The organism is Streptomyces sp. NPDC086787, assembly GCF_044745865.1.
Lineage (GTDB): Bacteria > Actinomycetota > Actinomycetes > Streptomycetales > Streptomycetaceae > Streptomyces.
The window spans coordinates 169,336-187,813 of record NZ_JBIVBC010000008.1 but is presented as its reverse complement, the minus strand read 5'-3'; the positions used below and the strand labels follow the sequence as shown (position 1 = coordinate 187,813).

The window sequence follows — 18,478 nt, the reverse complement described above, 5'->3', positions numbered from 1 at the left end:
CGGGGTGACCCGCTTCGGGTCATGGCCGGTACCACTGCACCCGCGACCGCACGACGTGATCCGCGAGAGCCTTGATTCGCGAGAGCCTCGCCCGGCCGACCGCGCTCACCCCACCGCCAGCAGCACCGCCAGCAGCACCGCGCCGGCCACCACGGGGGCCGCGATCTCGTAGGCCCAGCGGACGGTGATCCCGGTCTCGTCGGGCGCCCCGGAGTGGTTGTGGTGGTCCAGGAGTTCGCGGAGTTCGTCCATGGCCTGGTCGCCCTGCGCGCGGACGCGGGCCTCGGTGGGGCTGGGGCGGCCCTGGGCCACGTCCATCGCGGCCCGGTGTTCACGGCGGGCCGCCTGCTTGCGGCCCCGGAAGGAGACGGGGATGGACCAGAGCTGGTACTTGGTGCCGGACTTGGCGACGACCTCGTTGGAGTAGCCGGAGCGCAGGCTCTCGACCTCGCCCCAGGGCAGGATGATCACCCGGAACGGGTTGCGGACACGCAGCCTGTCGTCGTTGGCGAACACGGCCGGTCGCAGGGTGAAGGCGACCACCAGCGGCACGGCGAGGATCATCAGGGCGAGTGCCAGCCACGGCGTGCGCCCGTTCCCGCGGGCCAGCGCGTCGATGCCGAGCCAGCCCATGACGGCCAGCAGCAGCACACCGCTCACCAGCGCCATGGGTGAGCGGTACAGCCGGTCCTTGACGGCAGGTGCCGGAGGCTGGGGCGCGGGTGACTGGTGGTCCGGGGTCGTCATGCCTCCGATTCTGCCCGAAGCCGTCGGCGGTGCTCGCGGGCGGTCGCGGAGCAGCCGGAAAGCAGCCGGAAAGGGACCCGGGGGTGTACAGCAGCTACGCGCGTAGATATGCTCGGCTGGTGACCATGCCCAGTACTGCACCTGCTGCACCCGCCACTGCACCGGCTGCACCCGCGCTCGCTGACGTCACCGCGTCCGACAGCACGCTGCGCCGATTCCTGCACGGACTGCCCGGCGTCGACGCGGTCGGCCTGGAGGCGCGTGCCGCCTCCCTCGGCACCCGTTCCATCAAGACCACCGCGAAGGCGTACGCCATCGACCTCGCGATCTCGATGGTCGACCTGACGACGCTGGAAGGCGCGGACACCCCGGGCAAGGTCCGGGCGCTCGGCGCCAAGGCCGCCCATCCCGACCCGACCGACCGTACGACCCCGACGACCGCCGCCGTGTGCGTCTACCCGGACATGGTCGCCGTCGCCAAGGAGGCCGTCGCCGGCTCCGGAGTGAAGGTCGCGTCGGTCGCCACCGCCTTCCCGGCCGGCCGGGCCGCGCTCGACGTGAAGCTGGCCGACGTGCGTGACGCCGTGGCCGCGGGCGCCGACGAGATCGACATGGTCATCGACCGTGGCGCGTTTCTCTCGGGCCACTACCTGAAGGTGTACGACGAGATCGTCGCCGTGAAGGAGACCTGCGGGACGTCCGCCCGGCTCAAGGTCATCTTCGAGACCGGTGAGCTGTCGACGTACGACAACATCCGGCGGGCGAGCTGGCTCGGCATGCTGGCCGGGGCCGACTTCATCAAGACCTCGACCGGCAAGGTCGCCGTCAACGCGACCCCGGCCAACACCCTCCTCATGCTGGAGGCCGTCCGCGACTTCCGCGCCCAGACCGGTGTCCAGGTCGGCGTGAAGCCCGCCGGCGGCATCCGCACCACCAAGGACGCCGTCAAGTTCCTGGTCCTGGTCAACGAGACCGCGGGCGAGGACTGGCTGGACAACCACTGGTTCCGCTTCGGCGCCTCCTCGCTCCTGAACGACCTGCTGATGCAGCGTCAGAAGCTGGCCACCGGCCGCTACTCCGGACCCGACTACGTGACGGTGGACTGATCATCATGGCATCGGCATTCGAATACGCGCCCGCGCCCGAGTCCCGCTCGGTCGTCGACATCGCGCCCTCGTACGGCCTGTTCATCGACGGCGAGTTCACCGACGCCGCCGACGGGAAGGTCTTCAAGACGGTCAGCCCGAGCACCGAGGAGGTCCTCTCCGAGGTCGCCCAGGCGGGTGAGGCGGACGTCGACCGCGCGGTCCGGGCCGCCCGCAAGGCGTTCGAGAAGTGGTCCGCGCTGCCGGGCTCCGAGCGCGCCAAGTACCTGTTCCGCATCGCCCGGATCATCCAGGAGCGCAGCCGCGAGCTGGCGGTCCTGGAGACGCTGGACAACGGCAAGCCGATCAAGGAGACCCGCGACGCGGACCTCCCGCTGGTCGCGGCGCACTTCTTCTACTACGCGGGCTGGGCGGACAAGCTGGAGCACGCCGGTTTCGGCGCGACCCCGCGGCCGCTCGGCGTGGCGGGCCAGGTCATCCCCTGGAACTTCCCGCTGCTGATGCTGGCGTGGAAGATCGCCCCGGCGCTCGCGACCGGCAACACGGTCGTCCTGAAGCCCGCCGAGACGACCCCGCTGTCCGCGTTGTTCTTCGCGGACATCTGCCGTCAGGCGGGCCTGCCCAAGGGTGTCGTCAACATCCTTCCGGGCTACGGCGACACGGGCGCCGCCCTCGTCGCGCACCCGGACGTCAACAAGGTGGCCTTCACCGGCTCCACGGCCGTCGGCAAGGCGATCGCCCGCACGGTCGCCGGTACCCGCAAGAAGCTCACCCTCGAACTCGGCGGCAAGGGCGCCAACATCGTCTTCGACGACGCCCCGATCGACCAGGCCGTCGAGGGCATCGTGACCGGCATCTTCTTCAACCAGGGCCAGGTCTGCTGCGCGGGCTCGCGCCTGCTGGTCCAGGAGTCGATCCACGACGAGCTGCTCGACTCCCTCAAGCGCCGGCTGTCCACGCTGCGCCTCGGTGACCCGCTCGACAAGAACACGGACATCGGCGCGATCAACTCCGCCGAGCAGCTGGCCCGGATCACCGCGCTCGCCGAGCAGGGCGAGGCGGAGGGCGCCGAGCGCTGGTCGCCGGCCTGCGAACTGCCCGGCTCGGGCTACTGGTTCGCGCCGACGCTGTTCACCAACGTCACCCAGGCGCACACCGTCGCCCGGGACGAGATCTTCGGCCCGGTGCTGTCGGTCCTCACCTTCCGCACCCCGGACGAGGCCGTCGCCAAGGCCAACAACACGCAGTACGGCCTCTCGGCGGGCATCTGGACCGAGAAGGGTTCCCGGATCCTGGCCGTCGCGAACAAGCTGCGGGCCGGTGTCGTCTGGTCCAACACGTTCAACAAGTTCGACCCGACCTCGCCGTTCGGCGGCTACAAGGAGTCTGGCTTCGGCCGCGAGGGCGGTCGCCACGGCCTGGAGGCGTACCTCGATGTCTAAAGAGTCAATCAGCGGCTCCGCCGCGGGCCGCCTGAGCGTCTTCAAGACCTACAAGCTGTACGTCGGCGGGAAGTTCCCGCGTTCCGAGAGCGGCCGGGTGTACGAGGTGACCGACTCCAAGGGCAACTGGCTGGCCAACGCTCCGCAGTCGTCCCGCAAGGACGCCCGGGACGCCGTGGTCGCCGCGCGCAAGGCGTTCGGCGCCTGGTCCGGCGCGACCGCGTACAACCGCGGCCAGATCCTGTACCGGATCGCCGAGATGCTGGAGGGCCGCCGGGAGCAGTTCGTCCGCGAGGTCGCCGAGGCCGAGGGGCTGTCGAAGTCCAAGGCCGCGGCGGTCGTGGACGCGACGATCGACCGCTGGGTCTGGTACGCGGGCTGGACCGACAAGATCGCCCAGGTCGTGGGCGGTGCGAACCCGGTCGCGGGCCCGTACTTCAACCTCTCCTCCCCCGAGCCGACGGGCGTGGTCGCCGTACTGGCGCCGCAGAAGTCGTCCTTCCTCGGGCTGGTGTCGGTGGTGGCCCCGGTGATCGCGACCGGCAACACTGCGGTGGTGATCGCGAGCGAGGAGTCGCCGCTCCCGGCGCTGTCCCTGGGCGAGGTGCTGGCCACCTCCGACCTGCCCGGCGGTGTCGTCAACGTGCTCTCCGGCCGTACGGCGGAGATCGCGGCGCCGCTGGCCGCGCACCAGGACGTCAACGCGATCGACCTCGCGGGCGCCGACGAGGCGCTGGCGAAGGAGCTGGAGGTCGCGGCCGCGGACAACCTGAAGCGCGTACTGCGTCCACAGCCTGTGGACGACTGGTCGGCCGCTCCGGGCACCGACCGCATGACGGCCTTCCTGGAGACCAAGACGGTCTGGCACCCGACCGGTTCCCTGGGCGCGTCCGGCTCGTCGTACTGAGCCGGGAACGCAGGACGGGAGCCGCGTTTCCCCTCCGTCCGGGGGAAGCGCGGCTCTCTTCACGCGCGGGCGGCGCACGCCGCCCGCGCCTCAGGCGGCGCCGCCGAGCAGCCCCGTCACCTGCCCGAGCACCGGGAGCGAGCCCAGCGAGTCGGCCTCGGCCACCGGGGCGGTCAACGCCTGGGTGGTCAGCGGCTTGAAGTCGGCGACCTGGGTACCGACGCCGTTGGCCAGCGGGTCGACTCCGGTGCCCGCGAGGGGGTTGGGCTTGATGGAGTTGAGCGGGCCGACCGCGTAGCCCACCGCGCCCGTCAGCGCGTGCGTGCCGGCCTGCGGGTCGACCGTGCCGAGCGAGGTGGGCCGCGACGGCGCGTCGAGGAGCCCACCGGGGGCGGCGGAGGCCGTCGCCGCGCCCGCCCCGAGGGCCGCTCCGGCGGTCGCGAGGGCGATCAGGGCGCGCCGAGCGGTCGGGCTGTGCGGGGACGCGTGTCGGGCCATTGCTGATGCCGCCTTCCGATGCACTGGGTAAGGAAAACGACACGAAGGGTAGTTGAGGTGTGACGCACGCTGCAAAGCCGACCCGCGGGGTCGGCAGCGGTGCCGTCATACGTCAAACTGGTGTTCCGTGAGCATTCATACTCCGTCTCCCGCCCGCGTCGTGCTGCTGTGCGGCCCCTCGGGTTCCGGCAAGTCCCTCGTCGCGGCCCGTTCCGGGCTGCCTGTGCTGCGCCTCGACGACTTCTACAAGGAGGGCGACGACCCGACGCTGCCTCTGGTGGAGGGGAGTTCGGACATCGACTGGGACCATCCGCTCTCCTGGGACGCGGACGTCGCCGTCGAAGCCATCAGCCGGCTGTGCGCCACGGGGTCGGCGGGCGTACCCGTGTACGACATCGCGCTGAGCGCGCGGACCGGCGAGTCGACGCTGTGCATCGACCGCACCCCGCTGTTCATCGCGGAGGGCGTCTTCGCCGCCGAGATCGTGGAGCGCTGCCGCGAGCTGGGCGTCCTGGCCGACGCGCTGTGTCTGAGCCGCGGCCCGGTCGCCACCTTCCGGCGGCGCTTCCTGCGGGACCTCAAGGAGGGCCGCAAGTCGGTGCCGTTCCTGCTGCGGCGCGGCTGGCGGCTGATGCGCGCGGAGCGGTCGATCGTCGCCCGCCAGGTGTCACTGGGCGCCCACGCCTGCGACCGTGACGAGGCGCTGAGCAGGCTCGCTGCCGCGGCGGCGGGGCGTCGGGTCCGTCAGCGGACGGCGGCCTGACGGTCGTACGCAGAGGCGCGTCCCGGCACACGGAAACGGGACCGGACGGCCCCCCGGCCCTCCAGTCCCGTTCTCCCCCGTGTTCCCCCGTGTCCCCCCATTTCCCCGTGTCCCCCGTGGGTCCTTGAGGACCCCTGCTTCCCTGTTTCCCCCAGCCTTCAGGCGACCAGCTCCCCGAAGGCGTCCTCCTCGTCACGGCCGAAGCTGAGGACCTCGTCCTCCCGCAGCCGACGCAGGGAGCGCCAGATGCTGGACTTGACCGTGCCGACACTGATGCCGAGGATCTCCGCGATCTCCGGGTCCGTGCGCCCCTCGTAGTAGCGCAGGACCAGCATGGTGCGCTGGAGTTCGGGCAGCCGGGCGAGCGCCTGCCACAGGACGGCGCGCAGTTCGGTGCCGCGCATCGCGTCCGTGTCGCCGGGCGTCTCCGGCAGTTCCTCGGTCGGGTACTCGTTGAGCTTGCGGCGCCGCCAGGCGCTGATGTGCAGGTTCGTCATGGTGCGGCGGAGGTATCCGCCGACCGCCGCCTTGTCACTGATCCGCTCCCAGGCCCGGTACGTCGAGAACAGCGCGCTCTGGAGCAGGTCCTCGGCCTCGAAGCGGTCCCCGGTCAGGTGGTACGCGGTCGCGTACAGGGAGGAGCGGCGCTCCTGGACGTAGGCGGTGAACTCCGCCTCCGTCAGCGAGGCCTTCTCCCCCGAGTCCTCCCTGTACGCGTTTCCCCCGTGGTCCCCCGTGACCCCGGTGGCATTGCCCCCCGTGTGCGCGTCAACCACCGACAGGTACGTGGTGTGCTGACGCCCGGTGCCGCGAGCGCACCCCCGCCCGCTCACGGCACCGGACTTCTCGGCCCCCCGGTGCACGTCGTGCAGGCGCGTGATCACTGCGCTGGTGCTCATGCCGTGCAGCGTGTTCATCTCGCGCCCCCCGTCGTGGACTTCCGGTGTTCTGTCTTGCCCCAGGCTTGCCCCGGTCCGCTTCGGACCGCTTTCTTGCCTGTGCCGAGAAGCTTGCCGGGGGACCTTCATCGCCGTGTCCGCCGACTGTCACAGACCTGTCACAGGGGCCGGGCACAGGTCGATCACGGTGTGCGCACAGGTGGTGGCGCTAGCGGGAACGCGGCCTTCCCGCGGCCTCACGGGTCGTACGAGAGGCCGTTCATGGGCCAGAATGAGCCCGTGCCTTCCCTGTTGCTGATCGAGGACGACGACGCCATCCGTACGGCCCTGGAGCTGTCTCTTACGCGCCAGGGCCACCGGGTTGCCACCGCTGCCACCGGCGAGGACGGCCTGAAGCTGCTGCGTGAGCAACGGCCGGACCTGATCGTGCTGGACGTGATGCTTCCCGGCATCGACGGTTTCGAGGTGTGCCGGCGCATCCGGCGCACGGACCAGCTGCCGATCATCCTGCTGACCGCGCGCAACGACGACATCGACGTGGTGGTGGGGCTGGAGTCCGGCGCCGACGACTACGTGGTCAAGCCCGTGCAGGGCCGCGTGCTGGATGCCCGTATCCGGGCCGTGCTGCGGCGCGGGGAGCGGGAGTCGACCGACTCCGCGAGCTTCGGCGGCCTCGTCATCGACCGTTCCGCGATGACCGTCACCAAGAACGGCGAGGATCTCCAGCTGACGCCGACCGAGCTGCGGCTGCTCCTCGAACTGAGCCGGCGGCCCGGCCAGGCGCTCTCCCGGCAGCAGCTGCTGCGGCTGGTCTGGGAGCACGACTACCTGGGTGACTCGCGGCTGGTGGACGCGTGTGTGCAGCGGCTGCGCGCCAAGGTCGAGGACGTGCCGTCGTCCCCGACGCTGATCCGTACCGTGCGCGGTGTCGGTTACCGCCTGGACGCGCCTCAGTGACGGACGCGCGAGGGGGGCTGCGCGGCTGGGCCGCGAGGCGCAAGGGAGTTCTGTCCCGGCTGCGCTTCACCAGTCTGCGGCTGCGGCTGGTCGTGGTCTTCGGGCTGGTGGCGCTGACGGCGGCCGTGTCGGCGTCGGGGATCGCCTACTGGCTCAACCGGGAGGCCGTGCTCACCCGCGCCCAGGACGCGGTGCTGCGCGACTTCCAGCAGGAGATGCAGAACCGCGCGGGCGCCCTGCCCGTGCACCCCAGCCAGGACGAACTCCAGCGCACCGCCGGCCAGATGGCGAGCAGCAGCCAGCGCTTCAGCGTGCTGCTGGTCTCGGAGGACACGAACGGCAAGACCGCGTACGGCAGTTCCGGTGGCCTGAGCGGCTTCGCCCTGGAGGACGTGCCCGGTTCGCTGCGCGCCGCGGTGAACAAGCAGCAGAAGGTGAGCGGCGCCGGCGGAACGCCGTACCACCTGTACTGGCAGCGGATCGACGACCGCGGCACGCCGTACCTGGTGGCCGGCACCCGGCTGATCGGCGGTGGCCCGACGGGCTACCTCATGAAGTCGCTGGAGCCGGAGGCCAAGGACCTCAACTCGCTGGCCTGGTCGCTGGGCATCGCCACCGGACTCGCGCTGATCGGCGCCGCGCTGCTCGCGCAGGCCGCCGCGACCACCGTGCTGAAGCCGGTGCACCGGCTCGGGGTGGCCGCCCGGCGGCTCGGCGAGGGCAAGCTGGACACCCGGCTGCGGGTCTCGGGCACCGACGAACTCGCCGATCTGTCGCGGACGTTCAACAACGCGGCGGAGGCGCTGGAGAAGCGGGTGGCCGACATGGCCGCGCGGGACGAGGCGTCCCGGCGGTTCGTCGCCGACATGTCGCACGAGCTGCGTACACCGCTCACCGCCATCACCGCCGTCACGGAGGTGCTGGAGGAGGAGCTGGACGCGGAGGCCGGGACCGTGGATCCGATGATCGAGCCCGCCGTGCGGCTGGTGGTGAGTGAGACCCGGCGGCTGAACAACCTGGTCGAGAACCTGATGGAGGTCACCCGCTTCGACGCGGGCACCGCCCGGCTGGTGCTGGACGACGTCGACATCGCCGACCAGATCACCGCCTGCATCGACGCCCGTGCCTGGCTGGACGCGGTCGAGCTGGACGCCGAGCGCGGCATCCACTCGCGTCTCGACCCGCGCCGCCTCGATGTCATCCTCGCCAACCTGATCGGCAACGCGCTGAAGCACGGCGGCTCGCCGGTGCGGGTGTCGGTGCGTATCGACGGCGACGACCTGGTGATCGCGGTGCGCGACCACGGCCCGGGCATCCCCGAGGACGTTCTGCCGCACGTGTTCGACCGCTTCTACAAGGCGAGTGCCTCCCGGCCGCGTTCCGAGGGCAGCGGCCTCGGTCTCTCCATCGCCATGGAGAACGCGGGCATCCACGGTGGCGGGATCAGCGCCGCCAACTCGCCGGAGGGCGGTGCGGTGTTCACACTGCGACTGCCGAGGGACGCCTCGCGTCTCACGGAGGAACACGACGGCGACGGGAACGACGGCGGTCCTGCCGGCGGCCCCGGGTCCATGGACGGGGTGTCGTGAACGCGCGGCACCTGCTGGGGCGGGTCAACCCGTCCTCCGGGCGGACGACGCTGCTTTCGAAACGTGCCCTGGCGCTCCCGCTGCTCGCCGTGCTGCTCGCAGGATGCGGTATCCGGGCCACCGAGGTGCCCACCGACTTCGGCGCGGCACCGTCGCGGATGCCGTGCTCGCTGACCGGCCACAACCCGGCGGCACAGTCCCCGCAGGGCGTGCCGGTGCAGGTCTTCCTGCTCTGCCATGCCTCGCTGGTGACCGTGGACCGCTCGGTGCGCGTGCCGGACGGCACGCCGGACGCGAAGCGGCGGATGATCGTGGCGCAGGGGCTGCTGGACCAGCTCGCCGAGTCGCCGTCCGCCGACGAGAAGGACGCGGGGTACACGACGTACGTGCACGGCGGTACGAGCGTGAGCGGGCCGCGGGCCAAGGACCCCGAGGACACTCTGCGGCTGAGCGAGGCGCCGGACCGGCTCAGCGCGAACGCCCTCGCCCAGATCGTCTGCACGTTCTCCGACTCGGCGGCGGCCGAGGGCGACGGCTCGGTGATCCTCGGCGGACCGGGCGAGGAACCGCTGCGGCGCTACGAGTGCACCGACGACGTACGGTCCCGGCCGGGCAGCGCGCAGCCGCCGTCGGCCGAGGTGCCGGCGGGCTGACGTACCCCGAGTGTTACGGGTGCACGCCCGCGTGACGGATCCGGAACCGATCGTGTACGCGGGCGCGTCTTGGGTGGCGTGCAGCGTGAAGGCTCCATCGGCGGCAGTGCCGCGACCCTCATCCGTGCGACAGGAGGCGTCCTCCTCGTCGCACATCTCGCGCTCGTCGCCTGGCTCATGCTGCGGCCGCTGGACGTGCCCTGGGTGATGCCCGCCAATCTGCGTCCGCTCGCCGGCATCCGGGCCGATCTGGCGCTCGGGTGGCCGCAGGCGGTCCGGCGGATCGGCGAGGGGCTCGGGCTGCTGGCGCCGCTGGGCGTGCTGCTGCCCATGGCCCACGGCAGGCTCGCCGTCTCCCCGCTCGCCTCGCTGATCCGTACGGCGGCCGCGGGCGCGCTGCTCTCGCTGGTGATCGCCCTGCTGCAGACGGGTGTGCCGGGCCGGGTCGTGGATGTGGACTCGGTGCTGCTGAACACCATGGGTGTGGCGTTGACGCATCTCGCGTTCGTGCCCGCGGGCCGTTCCTGGCTCCGCCGCAGGGGTGAGCGCGGCCACCGCGCGGCAGCCCTTCGGGAGGACGCCCTTCAGGGGCGCACCCCGACGATTCCCAGGGTCGGCATCGCTCCGTAGGGTGACGCCCGGCGCCCCTTCGGTTGCGTAGCGTGGTTGTCGTGCGGGGCGGCCGGACCGGCGGCCCCCGAAGCACCGTCGCACCGACGCCCATCAAGGAGCCGCCATGTCCGCCCTCGTCCGCCCCACCCACGGCCGCATGATCGGCGGAGTCTGCGCCGCGCTGGCACGGCGCTTCGGCACCTCCGCGACGACGATGCGGGTGATCTTCCTGGTGTCCTGTCTGCTGCCGGGCCCGCAGTTCCTGCTGTACATAGCCCTGTGGATCCTGTTCCCGGCGGAGGCGAAGGCGGGGCGGAGCGCGGCGGACAAGACCCGAACTGCCTGGTGATCCACGCGGGTGCACGAACGCCGTTGGGGCGCTCCCGGTACTCGGGGGCGCCCCAACGGCGTGTGGGGGCCGGGGGATCAGCCGAGGGGAATCCCGTTCACCGGCAGGCCGTGCGTGGGCAGTCCCTTGAGCGGCAGTCCGCCGAGCAGACCGCTGACGGGAGCGGTCGGGCCGTTCGTGAGCGTCCTCTCGGCGATCGGCTGCACGGCGGCCAGGCTGGTGCCGGCCACGGCCTGCCCCTGGCCGAGCGCCTCACCGGCTCCGGGCAGCGTCTTGACGACTCCCTCGGCCGGCAGCGTCCTGGTGACGGAGTCCAGGGCGTGGGTGGCGTCCGGGGCGGCCGGGGCCGCGTTCGCGGCGCCCGCGCCGACGGCGGCGAAGGCGGCACCGAGGGCGGCGACGCCGAGGGTCTTTGCAGCAGACTGCTTCATGGTGAATGGGTCCTTGAAATGCGGGAACTGCGGGAACGGGGACCAGCCGACATAAACACGCCGGGCCGCCCACCGCAAACACCGAACAGCGGACGAATTCCGGGACCCGTCCGCAATTCGTGTAAGCTGCCGCCTCGATTCACCCCTCGGAGTCGACAGAACCGCTGCTTGAGGCGGTCTGCCGGAACAGCCATTCGGATTTCAGCTCGGCATATCCGGGCTTGATCACGTCATTGATCATGGCCAGTCGTTCATCGAAAGGAATGAACGCTGATTTCATCGCATTGACGGAGAACCACTGCATGTCGTCGAGCGTGTATCCGAATGCCTCGACGAGGTGCTCGAATTCCCGGCTCATGCTGGTGTGGGACATCAGACGGTTGTCCGTGTTGACGGTGGTCCGGAAGTGCAGCCGACGCAGCAGACCGATGGGGTGTTCGGCGTACGAGGCGGCGGCCCCGGTCTGGAGGTTCGAGCTGGGGCACATCTCCAGCGGGATCCGCTTGTCCCGCACATACGACGCGAGGCGGCCGAGTTTCACCGAGCCGTCCTCGTGGACCTGGATGTCGTCGATGATACGCACCCCGTGCCCGAGCCGGTCCGCACCGCACCACTGCAGCGCCTGCCAGATGGACGGCAGCCCGAAGGCCTCCCCGGCGTGGATGGTGAAGTGGTTGTTCTCCCGCTTGAGGTACTCGAACGCGTCGAGGTGCCGGGTGGGCGGGTACCCGGCCTCGGCGCCCGCGATGTCGAATCCGGCCACGCCGAGGTCGCGGTAGCGGTTGGCGAGTTCGGCGATCTCCAGGGCGCGGGCGGCGTGCCGCATGGCGGTGAGCAGGGCGCCGACGCGGATGCGGTGGCCGTTCTCGCGGGCCGCCTGTTCCCCCTGCCGGAAGCCCTCGTTGACGGCCTCGACAACCTCTTCGAGGCTGAGGCCGCCCTCCAGGTGCTGTTCGGGGGCGTAGCGCACCTCGGCGTAGACGACACCGTCCTCGGCGAGGTCCTCGGCGCACTCGCGGGCGACCCGGACGAGCGCCTCGCGGGTCTGCATCACGCCGACCGTGTGCGAGAAGGTCTCCAGGTACCGCTCCAGTGAGCCGGAGTCGGCGGCCTCGCGGAACCAGGCGCCGAGCCTGTCGGGATCGTTCTCGGGAAGCTGGGAGTAGCCCGCGTCGCGGGCGAGTTCGACGATGGTCCCGGGGCGGAGTCCGCCGTCGAGATGATCGTGCAGCAGCACCTTGGGCGCCCGCCGGATCTGATCCTGGGTCGGGACGTTCCCCATCTGGGCAGTCTGGCTCGTCATTTTCGCACTCTAACGCCTACGCGCGTAGACGGCTGGGTAATCCGCCGACTGATCCGTCGATACGCAACGGTGACCGCACGGACGGGTCGCGTACACCCGCACTTCTGAGAATGTTCTGTCATGGCAGAGCATTCGGCGCCGGTGCGAACGGCCAGGCTGGGAAGGGCAGTCGGCCGGGAGCCGACGGCGGTCGGCGGAGCAGTCGTGCTGCTCCCCGGTGGTGAGGAGGAATCGGCCCGCAGGCCGTCCTCCGTTTGGGCGACAGCCTCCGTACGCGGGCTCGGCCGGACACTCGTCCGCGCGGGACGTGACGAGGGGCTGGCCGCGCACGTCGTCCACTACCGCTACCGCGGCTGGAACGGCAACGCGGCCCATCCGGCCCAGGACGCGTCCTGGGCGGTGGACGAGATCGTACGGCGCTACGGCGACGTGCCCGTCTGCCTCGTCGGCATGGGGATGGGCGGCCGGGCTGCGCTGCGGGCGAGCGGGCACGAGGCGGTCAACTCCGTGGTGGCGCTGGCCCCCTGGCTGCCGGAGGACGATGTCGCCGCCCCGCCGGAGCCCGTGAAGCAGCTGGCCGGACGCCGGGTGCTGATCGTGCACGGCACCAACGATGAGCGGACCGACCCCGAACTCTCCTTCCGGCTGGCGACGCGGGCGAAGAAGGCGAACCGCGACGTGTGCCGGTTCGAGGTGCACACCGACGGGCACGCGCTGCACCAGTACCGGGCCGAAGTCCACGCGCTCGCCTCGGACTTCGCGATGGGCGCGCTGTTCGGGCACCCGCTGTCCCGCCCGGTGCTGGACGCGCTGGCCGCACCCCCGCCCCTCGGCCTGCGGATGCCACTGGCCGTGGGGTTCGGACGGTCACTGCACCGGGTCTGAGAGGGGGCATGCCGGCCCTGCGTCCGCGGTGAGATCGGAACGACAGGTCTTGGGTGCATGAGCGAGCCGGGTCGCTACCACCTGGTCCTGACGATTGAGGGCCGGCCGGTGCCGTCCCGACAGGCGTGTGGTCGACAGTCGTACGACCGACGACGGCACGTCGATCCGCAGGCGCCGCCAGTGCCCCGGCTGCTCCCGTCGTTTCACGACTGTGGAGCCATGCTCGCTGATGGCGGTCAAGCGGTCCGGGAGATGCGGGAGCTGGTCACACGGTGACACCCCGGCGCAGGCGAGGGGCTCGGACCGAGGTACGGTCCGGGCCCCTCGCGTCGTCCGGGCGGTTCACGTGCGCCAACTCGGCGCTCAAATAAGGTGTCTACGTGTGCATTACATGTCCATATGATGTTCGGGCATGACCGGACCATGACCACTCCGGTCACTGCACTTCAATCAGCGACCGGGGGAAACAGTCGCTCACGGGGAGAGTTGGCATTGTCATGCCTCAGTACCTGCCGCTCGGGCGTTCCAGCCGTTAGGCATCGACTCGTTCTTCACTGTTCTCCCGGCACGCAATCCTCTTGACGAAGACAAGGGTGCCGCATTGCGTTCCACATCATGGTTTCGCCTGCCCAGATCACGGGGTTCCGGACTCCTGACGACCTCTGCCGTCGCGTTGGCGATGCTGGCCGGCCTGGCGGTTCAGCCGGCTTCGGCTGTCAGCCAGGATCCGCACACCAGTCCGGCCGCCGACTCCTACGACGGGTTCGACGCCAAGGGCGCCGAGCAACTGCGCTTCGACCAGTGCCTGATGGCCGATGGTCTGCGCAGGGGCGGCCCGAACCAGTACGACCTGGCCAACACCTCCCTGCCGCTGCCGGCGGACCAGTTGCACCAGAAGGCGGACCGCACCTGGGGCACCGGTGCGTACGCCCAGGCGTGGCAGAAGGACGACGACGACTCCGACACCTGGGTGAAAAAGACCGAGGACGCCCGTCAGTCGTGGAGCAAAGCCGTCACCGGCTTGGGCGGCGGCGTCCCGGGCGCGTCCGAGAAGGAGAACTTCTTCGACAAGACGGGGCTGCTCCCGTGGCTCTATCAGTCGTACTTCAAGTCCGTCGACTTGATGTCGCCGTTCTACGACCCGTCACCGCAGGCGGACGACAAGACGAAGAAAGCCGCCCTCGCGATCGGTGACCCGCTGTACACCAGCGGGGGGACGAGTCAGGAGCAGGAGGCCTGGAAGCTGTGGAAGAAGAACTCCGGCGACATCGTCCCGAACCAGATCTTCGTCCCGCGGGTGTTCGCTGACGACGCCCGCATCTTCCTCGCTTCCGGGGGCTTCGCCAAGACCGTGCCGGCGCCGGACACTCCGGAGTTCCGCATCGCGGTCGAGGACTTGAAGTCCCGCTTCGCCTCGTGCGCATGGCACAACCCGATCGACCCCGACCGTGTGCTGGGCAAGGAGGTGGCGCAGGCGTCCGCCGAGTGGCAGCAGGAGATCACCTCGCAGGCCACCCAGCGCAACCAGATCCTTGCTGCCAGCAATACCGCGAACAAGTCCTTGCGGGACGGTGCGTTCGCGCTGGGCCAGCTGCTGGGACAGTCATGGATCGCGGACTACTCGACCCACTGGCTGGACCACTACACCGAGGGCGGCTTCAACTGGATCGGCGACGGCCAGCTGGAGATCCAGGTGCCGGGGGCCGCGGGCAAGTGCCTGGACGTCGCGGGCGGCGGCAAGACGAACGGCACGCCGGTGCAGGTCTACACCTGCAACGCCGGGGCTGCCCAGAAGTGGCAGCTGTGGGGTTCGGAGAACGGCGGCTACCGCCTCATGAACCCCAATTCGACCATGAAGTGCCTGGACGTTGCGGGCGCGAGCGGTGCCGACGGAGCGAAGATCCAGATCCGGGACTGCGCCACCAGCAAGGCCCAGTTCTGGGCGTTCGACGTCCGTAGCCCCGGCACACTGCGCAACGTGGCGTCGGGCAAGTGCCTGCATCTTCCCGGCTTCGACAACAGCAAGGATGCGGTGCTGTCGGCGTGCAACGGCTCCAGCGCGCAGAAGTTCCGGGTCGTCGCCAAGACGCATACCGGCAGTGCACCGGCGAAGGCCGACGTGGACAAGGCCAAGTCGGCCATCACCGCAGCGCAGGCAGAGGCGAAGAGACAGCTCGCCGGGATCAAGGCGCAGCTGACCACCGCGCAGAAGGCCTCGACCGACTCGGACACCGCGCTCCGGACCTCCTACACCATCGCGGACACCAACGGCGCGCCGCGGGGACGTGGTCTGCTGGTCGGCTTGCAGAAGGACCAGGTCACCAAGGGCGCGGCTGCCGCGCTTCAGGCGCTGGTGAAGGCCGGTGAGACTGCGGAGGCCGCGACCCGCGCCTCGGCCGGGGACAGCGCGACCATCGTGCAGCGTGCGCTCGCGCAGGCGGCGCAGTCGAACGCGGAATTCCGCAAGAAGGCGGCCGAGGCGGCGGAGTGGCAGGCGAAGTCCGCGGCCGACGCCGCGAAGGTGCACCGGGACAACGCGAAGAAGGCCAAGGAGCTCGCCGAGAGCAAACTGGCCGACGCGCTGAAGGCCGAAGGCGACGCGAAGGCGGCCGCCGCCGACGCGCACGCCAAGCGCCTGACCGCGGAGGCCGAGGCACTGACGGCCAAGTCCGAGATGGAGACGGCCGCCGCCAAGCAGGCCGAGGCCGCCCAGCACAAGACCAACGCACAGGCCGAGGCCACCAAGGCCAGTGAGGCCAAGGGCCGCGCCGAATCGGCGGAGAAGACCGCCCAGGACCGGCGCGACGACGCGGTCAAGGCCAGCAACCACGCCCGCGACATGCGCGACGACGCCTGGGACGCCAAGCAGAAGGCCGACGCCAAACGGGCCAAGGCCGACGCCAAGACCGCCTACGCCGACTCCCTGGACTCCCACGACGGCGCCGACGCCGCCCGTGCGGCAGCGAACGACGCGGACAAGGCCGCCGACGACGCGGAGACCGCGGCGGGCAAGGCGCGTTCCGAGGCGGATGCCGCCACCCAGGCCGCGGCCGAGGCCGACGCGGCAGCCACCCGCGCCGAAGCCGCGGCCAAGCGCGCCCGCGCCGCATCCGACGCAGCCCAGGCCGACAAGCTGAAGGCCGACGCCGCGGTACGGACCGCGACAGCCGCGGTCGCCGACGCCATCAAGGCATCCCAGGACGCCTCCACCGAAGCCAACGCCGCCGTCAAGCTCGCCGACGAAGCCGAGCAGCAGGCCAAGAACGCCAGGACCCAGGCCAACGCAGCCCAGGCAGAAGCCACCAAGGCGCTGGCCGCGTCCGCGAAGGCCGCCGGTTTCGCGCACGTCACCGCACAGGCGGCCGTCGACGCGGGCAAGGCCGCCGAGCAGGTCGCGGCTCCGGCCAACGACGCCATCCAGCTCGGTTCTCCCTACGTCGACACGGACTCCGCCGCCGGCCTGGTCGTGCTGACCGGACAGGCGTCCAAGTCCATCGCCGACCAGCAGCTGGCCGTCGCCGACGCCCACGCCAAGAACGCCAACGCCGAGGCACAGGCCGCCAAGAACCTCGCCGACCAGGCACAAGGTGATGCCAAGGAGGCCTACCAGCACGCGGCGAACGCCGCCCAGTACGCCGCCGACGCCCGCACCTACTCCAAGGAAGCCCTCGGCTACGCCGCCGACGCCGCAACCGCAGCCTCCAAGGCATCCGCCTCACTGGCCCGCACCATCGAGTACGACCAGCAGGCCACCGAAGACGCAGCAGCCGCCGACAAGGCAGCCGGAAACGCCGAAGGCTACGCCACCCAGGCCCGCGCCTCCGCCGACCAGGCCGAACTCGACGCCCAAGCCGCCCGCGCCGCAGCCTCCCAGGCCGAACAGGACGCCAAGGACGCCCGCGCCGCCGCCACCCGCGCCGACGCCGCAGCAACCGAAGCCGAACAAGCCGCCAAGGACGCCGACAAATACGCCAAGCAAGCCCAACAGGCCGCCACGGAGACCGAGACCGCGGAGGCCAACAAGGCAGCATCCCAGGGGGACGGCACCGGCATCCCCGGTGTGTTCTCCGTCCCGGACGAGTCCACCGTTGAGATCGTCAGTTCCCAGCAGATCGGCAAGTGCCCGGGAATGCCGGAAGCAGCCTTCAACGGCTGCGACGCGAAGTACAACCTCGTCGTCACCTACGAGGCCGACTTCTACCTGTGCACCGATGACGAGGCCCAGGCCACCGCGGCCGGGTGCCCGAAATCGGCGTGGCAGTTCCTCCAGCGCGCGACGCTGAAGGACGTCAAGATCGACGGCTGGGAGCACCACTTCTCCGGCGAGGAAATCGTCAGGGCCGGATGGCAGAGCCTCTTCGGTGACACAGCCGGAGCAATCCTGTTCGAGTTCTTCGCCGCGGATCTGCTGAAGTGCTGGCACGGCAACAAGACCGCCTGCGCCTGGAGTATCGCCACATACGTCCCGGTCGAAACCGCCCTCGCCCCTCTCGCGCGTGCAGTGAAGGGCCTCAGCACTGCGGCCGCAAAGGGAGTCGGTCTCGAGAACGCCTGGAAGGCATTGCGCGCCCTCCCGTTGTCCAAGGAGGCACTCGCCGGCATCGTGGCCAAGGTCAAAAATCTCTTTGCCAAGGCATGCATGCGCAACAGCTTCCCTGGCACCACACGCGTGCTGATGGCCGACGGAACGGCCAGGCAGATCCAAGACCTGCGGGTCGACGACATGGTCATTGCCACCGATCCGGAAAGTGGCCGAACCGAAAAGCACACCGTCACCCAGACCATCTACACGCCGGACGACACCGAATTCGCCGACATCACGATCGACGCCGGCAATGCACAGATCACCGCCACACAGCACCACCCCTTCTGGTCACCCAGCGCCCACCGCTGGATCGACGCAGGCGACCTCGGCCCCGGCCAGACCCTGCGCACCAGCAGCGGCAAGACCGTCACCGTGGTCGGCGTCCACCGCTACCACCAGCTTCACTCCGCCTACAACCTCACCGTTGATGACCTGCACACCTACTATGTGCTGGCGGGAGATACGCCTGTACTGGTTCACAATGCGGGCTGTGATGAGTGGGCAGCCAAGGAAGCCGCCAAGAACGGCGGCGACATCTTCACCTTCTACGGTCCGGGTGGGAAGAATTTCAGCATGGGTCCATATCGACCCCTGGGCCCCGGCACTGCAGAACTCGGCGAGAGCTGGTTTCATCACACTGTGGTGGTCAGAGGCGGTAAAGTCTTCGACCAATGGGCGACAGAAGGGATCGAGATTGAGAAATTCAAGAGGCGCTTCGACTACTGGGATGACATCGACTTCGGATTCTAGCG

16 protein-coding genes and 1 pseudogene are annotated in these 18,478 nt (G+C 70.2%); 12 read left to right on the top strand and 5 right to left on the bottom strand.

All coding sequences use genetic code 11. The annotated features are described in order from the left end of the window. Positions 1 to 105: 105 nt before the first annotated feature. A complete protein-coding gene (locus tag ACIPK3_RS20965; protein ID WP_402571692.1) occupies positions 106 to 747 on the bottom strand; it encodes a PH domain-containing protein in 642 nt (213 codons plus the stop codon). Positions 748 to 872: 125 nt separating this feature from the next. Between ACIPK3_RS20965 and deoC the strand changes: the two genes are divergently transcribed. Genes deoC through ACIPK3_RS20950 form a run of 3 tightly spaced genes read left to right on the top strand, consistent with a single transcriptional unit; the run spans position 873 to position 4,202 of the window. After that, positions 873 to 1,853 carry a deoxyribose-phosphate aldolase gene (gene deoC, locus ACIPK3_RS20960; RefSeq protein WP_402571690.1) on the top strand — a complete coding sequence of 327 codons (981 nt, stop codon included), beginning with the start codon at positions 873 to 875 and terminating at the stop codon, positions 1,851 to 1,853. 5 nt (positions 1,854 to 1,858) lie between these two features. Beyond that, on the top strand, positions 1,859 to 3,295 hold the full coding sequence (locus tag ACIPK3_RS20955; protein ID WP_402571688.1) for an aldehyde dehydrogenase family protein: 1,437 nt from the start codon (positions 1,859 to 1,861) through the stop codon (positions 3,293 to 3,295). Further along, positions 3,288 to 4,202 (top strand): aldehyde dehydrogenase family protein, encoded by a 915-nt coding sequence (locus ACIPK3_RS20950; RefSeq protein WP_402571686.1) that lies wholly within the window; start codon positions 3,288 to 3,290, stop codon positions 4,200 to 4,202. The genes ACIPK3_RS20955 and ACIPK3_RS20950 overlap by 8 nt, the downstream gene beginning before the upstream one ends. Positions 4,203 to 4,292: 90 nt before the next feature. Here the strand turns inward: ACIPK3_RS20950 and ACIPK3_RS20945 are convergent, their stop codons facing one another. Further along, positions 4,293 to 4,700 (bottom strand): hypothetical protein, encoded by a 408-nt coding sequence (locus ACIPK3_RS20945; RefSeq protein ID WP_402571685.1) that lies wholly within the window; start codon positions 4,698 to 4,700, stop codon positions 4,293 to 4,295. 160 nt (positions 4,701 to 4,860) lie between these two features. Between ACIPK3_RS20945 and ACIPK3_RS20940 the strand changes: the two genes are divergently transcribed. Beyond that, on the top strand, positions 4,861 to 5,463 hold the full coding sequence (locus tag ACIPK3_RS20940) for a uridine kinase (protein WP_402571876.1): 603 nt from the start codon (positions 4,861 to 4,863) through the stop codon (positions 5,461 to 5,463). Between the two features lie 158 nt (positions 5,464 to 5,621). Here the strand turns inward: ACIPK3_RS20940 and ACIPK3_RS20935 are convergent, their stop codons facing one another. After that, a complete protein-coding gene (locus tag ACIPK3_RS20935; RefSeq protein ID WP_402571683.1) occupies positions 5,622 to 6,380 on the bottom strand; it encodes a SigE family RNA polymerase sigma factor in 759 nt (252 codons plus the stop codon). Positions 6,381 to 6,641: 261 nt separating this feature from the next. Between ACIPK3_RS20935 and afsQ1 the strand changes: the two genes are divergently transcribed. The 5 genes from afsQ1 (at position 6,642) to ACIPK3_RS20910 (ending at position 10,522) form a co-directional block, all read left to right on the top strand. Further along, positions 6,642 to 7,319 (top strand): two-component system response regulator AfsQ1, encoded by a 678-nt coding sequence (gene afsQ1 / locus ACIPK3_RS20930; RefSeq protein WP_402571681.1) that lies wholly within the window; start codon positions 6,642 to 6,644, stop codon positions 7,317 to 7,319. Continuing rightward, positions 7,316 to 8,908, top strand: coding sequence for an ATP-binding protein (locus ACIPK3_RS20925; RefSeq protein WP_402571679.1), 1,593 nt, complete (start codon positions 7,316 to 7,318; stop codon positions 8,906 to 8,908). Before afsQ1 ends, ACIPK3_RS20925 begins: the two co-directional genes overlap by 4 nt. 50 nt (positions 8,909 to 8,958) lie before the next feature. After that, a complete protein-coding gene (locus ACIPK3_RS20920) occupies positions 8,959 to 9,561 on the top strand; it encodes a hypothetical protein (RefSeq protein ID WP_402571874.1) in 603 nt (200 codons plus the stop codon). 78 nt (positions 9,562 to 9,639) lie between these two features. Further along, positions 9,640 to 10,191: a VanZ family protein gene (locus ACIPK3_RS20915; protein ID WP_402571677.1), complete on the top strand. Its 552-nt coding sequence runs from the start codon at positions 9,640 to 9,642 to the stop codon at positions 10,189 to 10,191. A gap of 106 nt (positions 10,192 to 10,297) precedes the next feature. Continuing rightward, entirely contained in the window at positions 10,298 to 10,522 is a 225-nt protein-coding gene (locus tag ACIPK3_RS20910; RefSeq protein ID WP_402571675.1) for a PspC domain-containing protein, read from the top strand. Between the two features lie 77 nt (positions 10,523 to 10,599). On the opposite strand, the gene ACIPK3_RS20905 is transcribed toward ACIPK3_RS20910, so the two are convergent. After that, positions 10,600 to 10,953, bottom strand: coding sequence for an ATP-binding protein (locus tag ACIPK3_RS20905; protein WP_402571673.1), 354 nt, complete (start codon positions 10,951 to 10,953; stop codon positions 10,600 to 10,602). Positions 10,954 to 11,092: 139 nt separating this feature from the next. Beyond that, positions 11,093 to 12,256 (bottom strand): adenosine deaminase, encoded by a 1,164-nt coding sequence (locus tag ACIPK3_RS20900; RefSeq protein ID WP_402571671.1) that lies wholly within the window; start codon positions 12,254 to 12,256, stop codon positions 11,093 to 11,095. Between the two features lie 120 nt (positions 12,257 to 12,376). Between ACIPK3_RS20900 and ACIPK3_RS20895 the strand changes: the two genes are divergently transcribed. The 3 genes and pseudogenes from ACIPK3_RS20895 (at position 12,377) to ACIPK3_RS20885 (ending at position 18,476) form a co-directional block, all read left to right on the top strand. Next, positions 12,377 to 13,141 carry an alpha/beta hydrolase gene (locus ACIPK3_RS20895; RefSeq protein ID WP_402571670.1) on the top strand — a complete coding sequence of 255 codons (765 nt, stop codon included), beginning with the start codon at positions 12,377 to 12,379 and terminating at the stop codon, positions 13,139 to 13,141. Between the two features lie 94 nt (positions 13,142 to 13,235). Continuing rightward, positions 13,236 to 13,391: pseudogene (locus ACIPK3_RS20890) on the top strand (transcriptional regulator NrdR); the annotation flags it as partial. A 429-nt stretch (positions 13,392 to 13,820) separates the two neighbouring features. After that, a complete protein-coding gene (locus tag ACIPK3_RS20885) occupies positions 13,821 to 18,476 on the top strand; it encodes an RICIN domain-containing protein (protein WP_402571668.1) in 4,656 nt (1,551 codons plus the stop codon). Positions 18,477 to 18,478: the final 2 nt, after the last annotated feature.

Excerpts from the sequence above, each read along its gene's own strand:
- ACIPK3_RS20885 (WP_402571668.1), top strand. The coding sequence starts at position 13,821 with ATGCTGGCCGGCCTGGCGGTTCAGCCGGCTTCGGCTGTCAGCCAGGAT.
- ACIPK3_RS20905 (WP_402571673.1), bottom strand. The coding sequence starts at position 10,953 with ATGAAGCAGTCTGCTGCAAAGACCCTCGGCGTCGCCGCCCTCGGTGCC.
- ACIPK3_RS20945 (WP_402571685.1), bottom strand. The coding sequence starts at position 4,700 with ATGGCCCGACACGCGTCCCCGCACAGCCCGACCGCTCGGCGCGCCCTG.
- ACIPK3_RS20950 (WP_402571686.1), top strand. The coding sequence starts at position 3,288 with ATGTCTAAAGAGTCAATCAGCGGCTCCGCCGCGGGCCGCCTGAGCGTC.
- ACIPK3_RS20965 (WP_402571692.1), bottom strand. The coding sequence starts at position 747 with ATGACGACCCCGGACCACCAGTCACCCGCGCCCCAGCCTCCGGCACCT.
- ACIPK3_RS20900 (WP_402571671.1), bottom strand. The coding sequence starts at position 12,256 with ATGACGAGCCAGACTGCCCAGATGGGGAACGTCCCGACCCAGGATCAG.
- deoC (WP_402571690.1), top strand. The coding sequence starts at position 873 with ATGCCCAGTACTGCACCTGCTGCACCCGCCACTGCACCGGCTGCACCC.
- ACIPK3_RS20935 (WP_402571683.1), bottom strand. The coding sequence starts at position 6,380 with ATGAACACGCTGCACGGCATGAGCACCAGCGCAGTGATCACGCGCCTG.
- ACIPK3_RS20955 (WP_402571688.1), top strand. The coding sequence starts at position 1,859 with ATGGCATCGGCATTCGAATACGCGCCCGCGCCCGAGTCCCGCTCGGTC.
- ACIPK3_RS20895 (WP_402571670.1), top strand. The coding sequence starts at position 12,377 with ATGGCAGAGCATTCGGCGCCGGTGCGAACGGCCAGGCTGGGAAGGGCA.
- ACIPK3_RS20910 (WP_402571675.1), top strand. The coding sequence starts at position 10,298 with ATGTCCGCCCTCGTCCGCCCCACCCACGGCCGCATGATCGGCGGAGTC.